This is a genomic window from Streptacidiphilus sp. P02-A3a (assembly GCF_014084105.1).
Classification (GTDB): domain Bacteria; phylum Actinomycetota; class Actinomycetes; order Streptomycetales; family Streptomycetaceae; genus Streptacidiphilus.
Window position 1 is genome coordinate 8,250,415 of record NZ_CP048289.1, and the last position, 12,300, is coordinate 8,262,714.

A 12,300-nucleotide genomic window follows, 5' to 3' on the forward strand; every position below is an offset into this window, starting at 1 on the left:
CCACCTTGCGACACGCGGACACCCGTTATGCCCATTGACGTGGCGAATGCGGCCTTTCACCCCAAGAATTCAGATATGCCACTCATCGGGTATACGGAGCCGTCACGCCCTCACGCCCCCGGGGCACGCCCATGAACACCCCGGCCAGACCCGGCGCCTCACGCAAGCCCTCGGACCGGACGCGCGCCGCCAAGGCGGGCGTCCACGTCCGCACCGACGCCGCCGGAGCCGAGCAGTCGCCGGAGCCGCCGCCCGTCGACGCGCCGCAGCCGAGCGCGCCCGCCACGCGCCGCAGGCGACGCGGCAAGACCGCTGACCCGGCGTCAGTCGAGCCGTCGAGCACGGCCGCGACGTCCGAGCCCGACGCCGCCCCGGTCATTGACGTTCCCTCAGTTCCGGCTGAGGGCACCGAGGTTGACCCGGAGCGACCGCAACCCACCGAGCCTGCAGCAGCCGCACCCGCACCCGCACCCGCACTCGCACCCGTCGCAGCCGGACCCGCACCGGGCGTGGCGGCCACCGTCCCGCCCGGCTTCGACGAGCTCTACCAGCGGACCGCGACCCACCTGGCCCGGCAGGCCTATCTGCTCACCGGTAGCCGACCGCGCGCGGTCCACTGCGTGGAACGGGCGTTCGAGCTCGCCTGGGCGCACTGGCCGGAGGTCTCCGCCGACTCCTCGCCCGAGGGCTGGCTCCGGGCGGCCACCTTCGAGCTCGCGCTCTCCCCCTGGTACCGCAGCCACCACCTGCTGCTGGCCCAGCTGTTCCGCTCCGACCGGTTCCAGGTCAACGACCGGTTCCAGGTCAACCCGTTGGACCCGCAGGGCCTGACCGACGACGACCAGGTGCTGCTCCGGGCGCTGCTGCGGCTGCCACGCGCGCACCGCAAGGTGCTGCTGCTGCACGATGTGCTCGGGCTCGACTGGAAGCAGACCAGTACCGAGGCCGAGGCCACCACCCCCACCGCCTACGCCCGCACCGTCCGGGCCCGGCGGGCCATGGCCGAGGCCGCTCCCGGGATCGTCGGCGCCGACCCGGCGGCCCGGGGCTTCGGCCGCCGCCTGGGCGCGCTGCTGCGCGGCGCCGCCGTCCGGGGCTGCCCGCCGGTCGAGCAGTCGGCGCGGACCGGCGAACTGCGGCGCAGATCGCTGCTGCGCGAGGGCGCGGTCACCGCGGCGGCCGGGCTGGCCGGGCTGACAGCGGCGGCGGCGCTGCTCGCCGGGGTGGTCCTGGGCACCCCGTTCCACCCCCCGGCGGCACCGTTCGTGACCTACGACAGCGTCCACCACAAGCAGCACCAGCCGGGCCCGCCCCGACCGGTGGTGGCCTCGCATCCGAGCGGCCGGTCGGCTCCGGCGGTCGGGCTCGGCCGGCCCCGGCCGGTGGGAAACGCAGGCTGCCCCGCACCGGGGGCATCCGGGGCGGGGCAGTGCGTCCAGCAGGGGGCGCGGCGGCCCTGAGCGCGGCTCGGTCAGCCGATGAGCTCGCGCGCCAGGCGCGCGGTCTCGGACGGGGTCTTGCCGACCTTGACTCCGGCGGCCTCCAGGGCCTCCTTCTTCGCCTGGGCGGTGCCGGAGGAGCCCGACACGATGGCACCGGCGTGGCCCATGGTCTTGCCCTCGGGCGCGGTGAAGCCCGCCACGTAGCCGACGACCGGCTTGGTGATGTGCTCCTTGATGTACGCCGCCGCACGCTCCTCGGCGTCGCCGCCGATCTCGCCGATCATCACGATGATGTCGGTGTCGGCGTCGTCCTGGAACGCCTTGAGGGCGTCGATGTGGGTGGTACCGATGACCGGGTCGCCACCGATGCCCACGGCCGAGGAGAAGCCGATGTCACGCAGCTCGTACATCATCTGGTAGGTCAGCGTGCCCGACTTGGACACCAGGCCGATGCGGCCGGGCTTGGTGATGTCGCCGGGGATGATGCCCGCGTTGGACTGGCCGGGGGTGATCAGGCCGGGGCAGTTCGGGCCGATGATCCGGGTCTTGTTGCCCTTCTGGCCCGCGTAGGCCCAGAACGACGCGGAGTCGTGCACCGCGATGCCCTCGGTGATCACGACGGCCAGGCCGATCTCGGCGTCGATCGCCTCGATCACGGCGGCCTTGGCGAAGGCCGGGGGTACGAAGATGACCGACACGTCGGCGCCGGTCTTCTCGATCGCCTCGGCTACGGAGCCGAAGACCGGGACCTCGGTGCCGTCGAAGTCGACGCTGGTGCCCGCCTTGCGCGGGTTGACGCCGCCGACGATGTTGGTGCCGTCCGCGAGCATGAGCCGGGTGTGCTTCATGCCGGTGGCGCCGGTCATCCCCTGGACGATGACCTTGCTGTCCTTGGTGAGGAAGATAGCCATGGTGTGTGGAGTCCTCGTCCCTTACTTCGCTGCCAGCTCGGCGGCCTTGTCGGCCGCGTCGTCCATGGTGTCCACGCGCTGAACCAGCGGGTGGTTGGCGTCGGAGAGGATCTTGCGACCCAGCTCCGCGTTGTTGCCGTCCAGACGGACGACCAGGGGCTTGTTGACGTCCTCGCCCTTGGACTTGAGCAGTTCCAGGGCCTGGACGATGCCGTTGGCGACCTCGTCACAGGCGGTGATGCCACCGAAGACGTTGACGAACACGGACTTGACGTCCGGGTCGCCGAGGATGATCTCCAGGCCGTTCGCCATGACCTCGGCGGACGCGCCGCCACCGATGTCGAGGAAGTTGGCGGGCTTCACGTTGCCGTGCTTCTCACCGGCGTAGGCGACGACGTCCAGGGTGCTCATGACGAGACCCGCGCCGTTGCCGATGATGCCGACCTCGCCGTCGAGCTTGACGTAGTTGAGGCCCTTGGCCTTGGCCTTCGCCTCCAGCGGGTTGGCCGCGGCGTGGTCGACCAGCGCCTCGTGCTCCGGCTGGCGGAAGTCGGCGTTCTCGTCCAGGGAGACCTTGCCGTCGAGCGCGACGATCTTGCCCTCGCCGGTCTTGACCAGCGGGTTGACCTCGACCAGGAGCGCGTCCTCGGCGATGAAGACCTTCCACAGGCTCTTCAGCACCTCGGCGATCTGGTCCGCCACCTCGGCCGGGAACTTCGCCGCCTCGACGATCTCGCGAGCCTTGGCGTCGGTGACGCCCTCGTTCGCGTCGACCGGGATCTTGGCGAGCGCCTCGGGCTTCTCGACCGCCACGACCTCGATCTCCACGCCGCCCTCGACGGAGGCCATGGCGAGGAAGGTCCGGTTGGTCCGGTCGAGCAGGAACGAGACGTAGTACTCGTCCTTGATGTCGGCGGTCTGGGCCAGCATCACCTTGTGGACCGTGTGGCCCTTGATGTCCATGCCCAGGATCGCCTCGGCCTTGGCCACCGCGTCAGCGGGGTCGGACGCCAGCTTCACGCCGCCGGCCTTGCCTCGGCCGCCGACCTTGACCTGTGCCTTGACGACGGCCCGGCCGCCCCATCCCTCAGCGATCGCCCGCGCCTCTTCGGCGTTCTCGATGACTGCACCGCCCAGCACCGGCACACCGTGCTTGGCGAAGATGTCCCTCGCCTGGTATTCGAACAGGTCCACGCGCGTCCGTCCTTGTGATCGCGACTTCAGAAGTGGTCGGTCACGGGAGGGCCGCCCACTCCACTATCTTCCCAGCCGACCGCCCGCAGGATCGCTGCTGTGGTTCGTCGTGCCAGGCGTCGGCGCGCGGATCCAGGCGGATCACGGCCGGTGCCATCGCCACGGGGAACCCAGAGCCCAACGCGAGCGGGCAGGCATGTCCGCCTTGCAGGCTATCCCCGTAGAAGCTGCGGATCACAACCAGGACTCAGGCAGAGCCGGTGATACCCATCACAACCGCCCGGGTCGCCGCCCCGCACCGCGTGGTCTGCGCCGATGCCGAAGCGCGGCCGGGCGCGTCGGGCGGGCCCCGCGGCACGGGCCCGCGCCCGGACCGGAGTCAACCACGGTCGGCCGCGCCCGCCACCCAGGCGCGCCCGATTCCCGCCGCCAGCGCGCCGAGCGCGGCGCCCGCCGCCACGTCCGTCGGGTAGTGCACGCCGACGACCAGCCGGGAGACGCACATCGCGGCGGCCCCGCCGCCCAGGGCCGCCACCGCGGGCCGCGGCAGCAGGCCCCGGTACACCACCGCCGCTGCCGCCGCCGAGGCCGCGTGCGAACTGGGGAAGCTGTGCCTGCCCGCCGTCCGCACCAGCGGCGCGAACCCCGCCAGCTCCGGTCGCGGACGGCGGACCACCCGCTTCACCGCCATGCTGCCCAGGTGCGCGCCCGCGACCACGGCGGCGGCCCGCAGCCACCGGCCGCGCCGGGGCCGGTCGGCACCGGCCGCGAGCAGTCCGCCCGCGATCCACAGCGCGCCGTGCTCACCGGCCGCGGACAGCGCGCGGGCGCCCGAGGTCAGCGCCGGGGCCGCCAGCCGGATCCGCACCGCCCGCAGCAGCGCCGCGTCCAGCCCGGCGGGTCGCCTGTCGTCCATACCTGCTTCCCGGCCCACTTCCCGTGGTCTTTCCTTGGTGACGTTACGTCCTATTTTGTCGGAGTATGTCACGCTCATATCGAGAACTCACCGCTCCGGGAACCCGAAGGAGTCAGCAGCCCGATGGAATCCCTCACCGGCTGGGGACGCACCGCCCCCACCCTCGCCCGGGTCGAGCGCCCGACCACGGTCGAGGAGGCGACCCTGGCCGTCCTCGCCGCCGGCCCGCGCGGCGCGGTGGCCCGCGGCCTGGCCCGCTCCTACGGGGACGCCGCGCAGAACGCCGGGGGGCGGGTCCTGGACATGACCGGGCTCTCCCGGATCCTGGACATCGACCTGCCCGCCGGAACGGTCACCGCCGAGGCCGGGGTCAGCCTGCACCAGCTGATGAAGGTGCTGCTCCCGCTCGGCTGGTTCGTCCCGGTCACCCCGGGAACCCGCTACGTCACCCTCGGCGGCGCCATCGGCTCCGACATCCACGGTAAGAACCACCACGTCAGCGGCAGCTTCTCGCGCCACGTCAGCTCCTTCGACCTGCTGACCGCCGACGGCTCGGTGCGCACCGTCACCCGGGAGAGTGACAGCGACCTGTTCCACGCCACGGTCGGCGGAATGGGCCTGACCGGCGTGGTGACCACCGCCACCGTGCGACTGCTGCCGGTGCGGACCTCGCTGATGAGCGTGGACACCGAGCGGGCCGCCGACCTCGACGAGCTGCTGGCCCGGCTGACCACGACCGACCACCGGTACCGCTACTCCGTGGCCTGGATCGACCTGCTCGCCAAGGGCGGGTCGATGGGGCGCGCCGTGCTCACCCGGGGCGACCACGCCGAGCCCGGGCAGCTGAGCCCGGCGCAGCGGCGCGACCCGCTGGCGTTCCGCCCGGCCACGCTGCCGGCCGCGCCCCGGCTGCTGCCCGGCGGCCTGCTGCGGCCGGTGACCGTCGGCCTCTTCAACGAGCTCTGGTACCGCAGGGCGCCCCGCGAGCGGCGCGGCGAGATCCAGAAGATCTCCACCTTCTTCCACCCGCTGGACGGCGTGCCCGAGTGGAACCGCGTCTACGGCAGGAACGGCTTCCTCCAGTACCAGTTCGTGATCGGGCTGGACCAGGAGCGGACGCTGCGCCGGATCGTGGAGCGGATCAGCCGCAGTCAGTGCCCCAGCTTCCTGGCCGTACTCAAGCGCTTCGGCCAGGGCGACCCGGGCTGGCTGTCCTTCCCGGCCGAGGGCTGGACGCTGGCGCTGGACATCCCCACCGGGATGCCGGGGCTCGGCGGCCTGCTCAACGAGCTCGACGACGAGGTCGCCGGGGCGGGCGGCCGGGTCTACCTGGCGAAGGACTCCCGGCTCCGGCCGGAGAGCCTGGCGGGCATGTACCCCCGACTGGACGACTTCCGCCGACTGCGCGCCGAACTCGACCCGGCCGGCCTGTTCACCTCCGACCTGGCCCGGCGGCTGCGCCTGTAGCCGCCCGCCCGTGCCCGTGGCTCCCCGCGAAGTCCCCTCTGCCCGTCGTGGAAGTCCCCTGCCCGCAGTAACCCGTAGTAACCCGTAGTAAAAGGAAGGCGCCGATGAAGAACGCCCTGGGTGACCACCAGTCCCTGCTCGTGCTGGGGGGCTCCTCGGAGATCGCCAGGTCCACCGCCCGGCTGATGGTGGGCCGCCGGACCCGCACGGTGCACCTGGCCGGGCGGCCCTCGCCCGAGCTGGACGCCTCGGCGGCCGAACTCCGGGCGCTCGGAGCCGAGGTGACCGTCCTCGACTTCGACGCCGCCGACGTCGACAGCCATGCCGCGGTCCTGGGCAAGGCCTTCACCGAGGGCGACATCGACGTGGTGCTGCTGGCCTTCGGCGTGCTCGGCGACCAGGCCGAGGACGAACGGGATCCGGTCGCGGCGGCGCGGGTCGCGCAGGTCAACTACGTGGGCGCGGTGTCCGCCTCGCTCGTCTGCACCCAGCAGCTGCGCGGCCAGGGCCACGGCGCGCTGGTGGTGCTCTCCTCGGTCGCCGGGGAGCGCGCCCGCAGGTCGAACTACATCTACGGCTCCTCCAAGGCCGGTCTGGACGTCTTCGCGCAGGGCCTCGGGGACTCCCTGCGGGGCTCCGGCGTGCAGGTGCTGGTGGTCAGGCCCGGGTTCGTGCACACCCGGATGACCGCGGGGCTGAAGCCGGCGCCGCTGGCCACCACCCCGGACGCGGTCGCCGCGGCGGTCCTCGACGGCCTGGGCCGGAACGCCCACACCGTCTGGGCGCCGGGCGCCCTCCGCTTCGTCATGTCCGGCCTGCGGCACCTGCCCCGCCCGGTCTTCCGCCGACTGCCGATCTGAGCACCGGGGTGCCCGGGGGGAGTGCGCGGGGCTCCGTGCTCCCGAAAGCCGGTACCCGTGAGCAGCGAAACGCCTGGAGTGGCTTGCATTTGGCGGGTCACTCCAGGACCGTCTCATGAGTGACGGACCACATACGGAGAGTCGCCGGCCCGCACGTGAGCCGCCGGACGACCGTACTCGCACGACTGCTCAAGAAGCGGATGTTCGATGCACAGCCCACGCCACCGCGTCCAGTGCCCTCCGGTCGAGGGCGCCGGCGACGCCGAGGAGGGGGAGCCCGCGTCAGCGGCCCTCCTCGCCCACCTGGGCACGGCCAGGAGCACCTGGCCGATGGACCGCCAGGCCGCCGCGACCCTGCCCGGGCAACCCGCCTCGGTCGCCCGGGCCCGGCGCTTCGTCCGGATCACGGCGGCCATGTGGCGGCTGTCGGACGACACCGTGGCCGAGGTGGAGCTGTGCATGTCGGAGCTGGTGTCCAACGCGGTCACCCACACCGTCAGCCGCCGGGTGCACTGCCGGTTGTGGAGCGCCCGCGGGGTGCTGGTGCTGGAGGTGGACGACGAGGGCCGGCGCGAGCTGCCCCGCACCGAGTCGGCCGCCGAGGACGACGAGCACGGCCGCGGGATGCTGCTGGTCGAGTCGTTCACCGCCGCCTGGGGGACGGTCCCCCGGCCGGAGTACTCGGGCAAGACGGTGTGGGCGGCGCTGCTGCTGCCCTCCGGATGACCGTCGGCGGCGCCTCAGGCCTCGCACCTCAGGCCTCGGGTATCGGTAGCGGCTGCTTCTGGATCGCGGCGGCCATGATCTCCGGGAAGAGGTCCGGGGTGCAGGCGAAGGCCGGAGCCCCGAGCGCCGCGAGCGCTGCCGCGTGGGAGCGGTCGTACGCCGGGGCGCCCTCGTCCGACAGTGCCAGCAGCGCGATGAACTGCACCCCGGCGGCCTTCATCGCGGCCACCCGCTTCAGCATGCCGTCCCGGATCCCGCCCTCGTACAGGTCGCTGATCAGCACGACCACGGTGTCGGCCGGACGGGTGATCCGGGACTGGCAGTACGCCAGCGCCTGGTTGATGTCGGTGCCGCCGCCCAGTTGGACGCCGAACAGCACGTCCACCGGGTCGGCCAGCTGCTCGGTCAGGTCGACCACGGCGGTGTCGAAGACCACCAGCCGGGTGCGCAGCGAGGACATCGAGGCCAGCACGGCGCCGAAGACCGAGGAGTGCACGACCGAGGCGGCCATCGAGCCGGACTGGTCGATGCACAGGATGACCTCCTTCTTCACCGCGTTGGCGGCCCGGGCGTAGCCGATCAGCCGCTCCGGCACGACCGTGCCGTGGGTGCGTGCGCCCTCCGGCTCGACGTAGTTCCTCAGGTTGGCCCGGATGGTGCGGTCCCAGTCGATGTCGCGGTGGCGCGGGCGGTTGACCCGGGCGCTGCGGTCCAGCGCGCCGCCGACCAGTGAGCGGGTTCGGGTCGCGATCCGGCGTTCGAGCTGCGCGACGACCTTCCGGACGACGGCGCGGGCGCTCTCCCGGGTGGTCTCCGGCAGTGCCCGGCCGAGCGACAGCAGCGTGCCGACCAGGTGCACGTCGGGCTCCACCGCCTCCAGCATCTCCGGCTCCATCAGCAGCTGGGCCAGGCCGAGCCGGTCGATGGCGTCCTGCTGCATCACCTGCACCACCCGGGTGGGGAAGTACTCGCGGATGTCGCCGAGCCAGCGGGCGACCTCGGGCGCGGAGCCGCCGAGCCCGGCGCCGCGCGGGCGGCCGCGGTCCGGCGCGTTGCCACCGGCGCCGCCCGCGCCGTTCCGGTAGAGGGCGCTCAGGGCGCGGTCCATCGCCGCCTCGCGTCCGCTGAGGCGGCAGCCGGTGCCGTCGGCGTCGCCGCCGAGGACCAGCCGCCAGCGGCGCAGCCGCTCGTCCGCGGCCTGGGCGGGGGTGGTGCTGCCGGGGCTGGTCATGGCTGGGCCTCCGTCAGGTCGGGATTCGGCGCGGGAGTCGGGTCAGCGGTCGGGTCAGGAGTCGGGTCGGCGGTCGGGGCGAGCAGCAGCGCGGCGGTCGCGCGGGCGGCCCCGGCGCGGGCCTGGTCGGGCTCGGCGGCGAAGCCCGGGCGGTCACCGGCCGGGGGCTGCCCGCCGGTGGCGCCGGGAGCGGCGCGGACCCGCTCACCGACGGTGCGCCGCACCGCCGCCTCGAAGCCGGAGAAGGTCCGCCGCAGCAGCGGCAGCACGTCCGGGAAGACCGCCTCGGGGACGCCGGTCAGCCAGTCGTCGACCAGGCCGAGCAGCCGGGTGTCATGGATCAGCAGCATGCCGCCGCCCGCGAGGAAGCCCTCGATCCAGCCCGCCGCGTCGGCGGGTTCGCTCGCCGCCGACAGCGCAAGGCCCAGGTGCCGGGCGGCTTCGTCGGCGTCCCACTGGTTGTCGTCCAGCAGCAGCCGGGTGGCCCGGCCGCGCAGCAGCCCGGGGACGGTGTCCCGGCGGGCCAGCGTGCGCAGCGTGGTGGGCCAGCGGGCACCCGGACCGTCGGTCGCCGAGCCGCCGCTGGGGCCGTCGGCGAGCAGGGCGACGGCCGCGTGGGTCGTGCCCAGGTGCACCGCCATCGCGGTGGCGCCCTCGGCGTCCAGGTGGGCGCAGGCCGGTGGGAGGCCGACGCAGATCCGCACCGCCAGGCTCTCCGCCAGGTGCCGCAGCGCCGAGGCGTCGGTGCCGCGGACGTCGCCGTAGCGCAGCGAGCGGACCAGCGCGGGCAGCGCCTCGGCCAGGTGGGCGACGTCGGCGTCGAGCGCGGCGCGGTCGGCGAGGGCGCTGAGCACGGTGTCCAGCGCGCCCGGGAGGTCGGCCAGCAGGCAGCTCTCGGCGAGGCCGGTGACCTCGGCCAGACCGGCCGCGTTGACGGCCCGGTCGGCGGCCCGGGCCTGGGCCGCCGACTCGACGGTGGTGCCCCAGATCCCGGCTTCGGCGATGGAGACCGCGAGTTCGGGCTCCCAGCGCAGCCGCCAGCTCTCCCGGAAGGTGCCGGTGGAGGCGGTGCGCGGGTCGGCCGGTCGGCCCCAGTGGATGTCCAGCAGCCGCAGCCGGTGCAGCAGGCGGCTGCGGGCGGCGTCGGTCTCCTTGCGCAGGTCCAGGTCGAGCAGGCGTTCGTCCGGCTCCGGCTTGAGCCGCAGCGCGCGCTGCGACCGGGACAGGTCGCGCTGCAACGGGACGGCGGGCGCGCCCTCCGGTACCGCGCCCAGGGCCTCGCCGACCACCAGCCGGTCCGAGATCAGCGCGAGCGGGACGTCCGAGCCCTCGCACAGCACCGCCCGGGCCGCGTCCAGGGTCTCCGCCAGGCCGGGGACCGGTCGTCCGCGCATGACGGCCAGGGTCTCGGCGAGCCGGGCGGCCTCGATCACATGGGCCGAGGAGACCGAGTAGTCCTCGGCCCGGAGCAGCGCGGCCATCCGGGTGAGCCAGCGCACCGGGCCCGGATCCGGCGACTCGAACAGGTGCTGGTACCAGCCGGGCGAGGCGATTCCGGCTCCGTAGCCGGTGTGCTGGGACAGCCGGCGGTGTGTCCAGGGCACCCAGGTCAGCTCGACCTTGGCCTTGGGCAGCCCCTTGAGCAGGGCGTTGTCCTCGGTCGCGGAGACCCGGGCGGCCAGCGCGGGGACGTGCCAGGCCCCGCAGACCACGGCGATGCGCTGGTGCCCGGCTCTCCGGGCCGCCCGCAACTGCCTGCGCATATGGGCCTCGCGCACGATGTCGGTGCCCTCGGCCGGGCCGGTCCGCAGCTCGGCCATGGCCTCGGCGATGGCCCGGAAGGGGTCGAGGGCGTCCGCGCCGGGCTCGGGCAGCCGGTGCTCGACGACGTCCTCCCACCACTGCTCGGGGTCGTCGTGACCGGCGACGCGGGCGAGTTCGCCGATCGGGTCGCGCGGCGCCCCCGGTGAGGACGCCTCCTCGTCCTCGGGGCGGTCCGGACCGGCGGCGAGGCTGTGCGCGGCCGGAAGGTCGATGAAGTGGACCGGCAGGTCGCGGTCCAGCGCGTGGCGCAGCGCGACCCACTCGGGTGAGAAGGCCGCGTAGGGCCAGAACGCGGCGCGGGCCGGTTCGTCCACGATGTGGGCCAGCAGTGCCACCGGCGGGACCATCTCCTTGTCGGCGGCGAAGGCGAGCAGCGCGTCCGCCTCCGCCGGGCCCTCGATCAGGACCGCGTCCGGCTGGTACTGCCGCAGCGCCGCGGCGACCGCGCGGGCCGAGCCGGGACCGTGGTGGCGCACCCCCAGCAGGGCCACGCCTTCGGCTTGTCTGTGCGTCATCTGAGCCACCCCCTGTGTCGAAGTCCGGCCTGGTGCTGTCACCGACGGACCGTCAGCGCTGCTCGGTGTCCCGGCAGCTGCGGTAGAAGTCCTTCCACTCCTCGCGTTCGCGGACGACGCTCTCCAGGTACTCCTGCCAGACCAGCCGGTCGGCGGCGGGGTCGCGGACCACGGCGCCGAGCAGGCCGGAGGCGACGTCGCCGGGGCGCAGCACGCCGTCACCGAAGTGCGCGGCCAGCGCCAGACCGCTGGTGACCACGGAGATCGCCTCGGCGGTGGACAGGCTGCCCGAGGGCGACTTGACCTTGGTGCGGCCGTCGGTGGTGACCCCGTCCCGCAGTTCGCGGAACACGGTGACCACCCGGCGTATCTCGGTGGAACCGCTGGGGACCTCGGGCAGCCGCAGCGAGCGGCCCAGCTCGGCGACCCGGCGCGCGACGATGTCCACCTCGTCGTCCAGCGAGGCGGGCAGCGGCAGCACCACCGTGTTGAACCGGCGGCGCAGCGCGCTGGAGAGCTCGTTGACGCCCCGGTCGCGGTCGTTGGCGGTGGCGATCAGGTTGAACCCGCGCACCGCCTGCACCTCCTCGCCGAGCTCGGGTATCGGCAGGGTCTTCTCGGACAGGATGGTGATCAGGCTGTCCTGGACGTCGGCCGGGATCCGGGTGAGCTCCTCCACCCGGGCGGTCAGCCCCTCGGCCATGGCGCGCATCACCGGGCTGGGTACCAGCGCGCCCCGGCTCGGGCCCTCGGCCAGCAGCCGGGCGTAGTTCCAGCCGTAGCGGACCGCCTCCTCCGGGGTGCCGGCGGTGCCCTGGACCAGCAGCGTCGAGTCGCCGCTGACGGCGGCGGCCAAGTGCTCGGACACCCACGTCTTGGCGGTACCGGGCACGCCCAGCAGCAGCAGGGCCCGGTCGGTGGCGAGGGTGGTGATCGCGACCTCGACGATCCGGCGCGGGCCGACGTACTTGGGGGTGATCACCGTGCCGTCGGGGAGGGTCCCGCCGAGCAGGTAGGTGGCCACGGCCCAGGGCGACAGCCGCCAGCGGGCCGGGCGGGGCCGGTCGTCGGCGGCGGCGAGGGCGGCCAGCTCGGCGGCGAAGGCCTGCTCCGCGTGCGGTCGCAGGGCCTCGGTGGTTGTGGGCATGGCAACTCCTCGTCCGAGGGAGGCGGATGACTGAGTGGGCGTCAGAAGACAGCGAAGGGGCAGCGGC

The 12,300-nt window shown here is 73.8% G+C and carries 10 protein-coding genes; 4 read left to right on the forward strand and 6 right to left on the reverse strand.

Translation table 11 applies throughout. The features are described 5' to 3' along the window. The first annotated feature begins 131 nt into the window (after positions 1-131). Positions 132-1,460 carry an RNA polymerase sigma factor gene (locus tag GXP74_RS34740; RefSeq protein WP_182455210.1) on the forward strand — a complete coding sequence of 443 codons (1,329 nt, stop codon included), beginning with the start codon at positions 132-134 and terminating at the stop codon, positions 1,458-1,460. Between the two features lie 11 nt (positions 1,461-1,471). On the opposite strand, the gene sucD is transcribed toward GXP74_RS34740, so the two are convergent. The 3 genes from sucD to GXP74_RS34755 form a co-directional block, all read right to left on the reverse strand. After that, positions 1,472-2,353, reverse strand: coding sequence for a succinate--CoA ligase subunit alpha (sucD, locus tag GXP74_RS34745; RefSeq protein WP_182455211.1), 882 nt, complete (start codon positions 2,351-2,353; stop codon positions 1,472-1,474). Positions 2,354-2,374: 21 nt separating this feature from the next. Next, positions 2,375-3,547: an ADP-forming succinate--CoA ligase subunit beta gene (gene sucC, locus GXP74_RS34750; protein WP_182455212.1), complete on the reverse strand. Its 1,173-nt coding sequence runs from the start codon at positions 3,545-3,547 to the stop codon at positions 2,375-2,377. A gap of 379 nt (positions 3,548-3,926) precedes the next feature. Next, positions 3,927-4,463, reverse strand: coding sequence for a phosphatase PAP2 family protein (locus GXP74_RS34755; RefSeq protein WP_182455213.1), 537 nt, complete (start codon positions 4,461-4,463; stop codon positions 3,927-3,929). Between the two features lie 123 nt (positions 4,464-4,586). On the opposite strand from GXP74_RS34755, the gene GXP74_RS34760 reads away from it, so the two are divergent. The 3 genes from GXP74_RS34760 to GXP74_RS34770 all read left to right on the forward strand — a co-directional run bounded on the left by GXP74_RS34760 (position 4,587) and on the right by GXP74_RS34770 (position 7,516). Then, the gene (locus GXP74_RS34760; protein WP_182455214.1) at positions 4,587-5,930 is read left to right on the forward strand and encodes an FAD-binding oxidoreductase; all 1,344 of its coding nucleotides are present in this window, start codon (positions 4,587-4,589) and stop codon (positions 5,928-5,930) included. 104 nt (positions 5,931-6,034) lie between these two features. Further along, on the forward strand, positions 6,035-6,790 hold the full coding sequence (locus GXP74_RS34765) for a decaprenylphospho-beta-D-erythro-pentofuranosid-2-ulose 2-reductase (protein ID WP_182455215.1): 756 nt from the start codon (positions 6,035-6,037) through the stop codon (positions 6,788-6,790). Positions 6,791-6,997: 207 nt separating this feature from the next. After that, positions 6,998-7,516 carry an ATP-binding protein gene (locus GXP74_RS34770; RefSeq protein WP_182455216.1) on the forward strand — a complete coding sequence of 173 codons (519 nt, stop codon included), beginning with the start codon at positions 6,998-7,000 and terminating at the stop codon, positions 7,514-7,516. 28 nt (positions 7,517-7,544) lie between these two features. On the opposite strand, the gene GXP74_RS34775 is transcribed toward GXP74_RS34770, so the two are convergent. From GXP74_RS34775 to GXP74_RS34785, 3 genes are read right to left on the reverse strand one after another with little or no spacing between them, the layout of a single operon-like run. Beyond that, a complete protein-coding gene (locus GXP74_RS34775; protein ID WP_182455217.1) occupies positions 7,545-8,747 on the reverse strand; it encodes a VWA domain-containing protein in 1,203 nt (400 codons plus the stop codon). Further along, positions 8,744-11,086 (reverse strand): DUF5682 family protein, encoded by a 2,343-nt coding sequence (locus GXP74_RS34780; RefSeq protein WP_182455218.1) that lies wholly within the window; start codon positions 11,084-11,086, stop codon positions 8,744-8,746. The genes GXP74_RS34775 and GXP74_RS34780 overlap by 4 nt, the downstream gene beginning before the upstream one ends. Before the next feature lie 52 nt (positions 11,087-11,138). Beyond that, on the reverse strand, positions 11,139-12,233 hold the full coding sequence (locus GXP74_RS34785; protein WP_182455219.1) for an AAA family ATPase: 1,095 nt from the start codon (positions 12,231-12,233) through the stop codon (positions 11,139-11,141). Between the last annotated feature and the right edge of the window lie 67 nt (positions 12,234-12,300).

Bases quoted from the DNA above. Each gene is read 5' to 3' on its own strand.
- sucD (WP_182455211.1), bottom strand. From the start codon at position 2,353: ATGGCTATCTTCCTCACCAAGGACAGCAAGGTCATCGTCCAGGGGATG.
- GXP74_RS34780 (WP_182455218.1), bottom strand. From the start codon at position 11,086: ATGACGCACAGACAAGCCGAAGGCGTGGCCCTGCTGGGGGTGCGCCAC.
- GXP74_RS34765 (WP_182455215.1), top strand. From the start codon at position 6,035: ATGAAGAACGCCCTGGGTGACCACCAGTCCCTGCTCGTGCTGGGGGGC.
- GXP74_RS34785 (WP_182455219.1), bottom strand. From the start codon at position 12,233: ATGCCCACAACCACCGAGGCCCTGCGACCGCACGCGGAGCAGGCCTTC.
- GXP74_RS34770 (WP_182455216.1), top strand. From the start codon at position 6,998: ATGCACAGCCCACGCCACCGCGTCCAGTGCCCTCCGGTCGAGGGCGCC.
- GXP74_RS34755 (WP_182455213.1), bottom strand. From the start codon at position 4,463: ATGGACGACAGGCGACCCGCCGGGCTGGACGCGGCGCTGCTGCGGGCG.
- GXP74_RS34740 (WP_182455210.1), top strand. From the start codon at position 132: ATGAACACCCCGGCCAGACCCGGCGCCTCACGCAAGCCCTCGGACCGG.
- GXP74_RS34760 (WP_182455214.1), top strand. From the start codon at position 4,587: ATGGAATCCCTCACCGGCTGGGGACGCACCGCCCCCACCCTCGCCCGG.
- GXP74_RS34775 (WP_182455217.1), bottom strand. From the start codon at position 8,747: ATGACCAGCCCCGGCAGCACCACCCCCGCCCAGGCCGCGGACGAGCGG.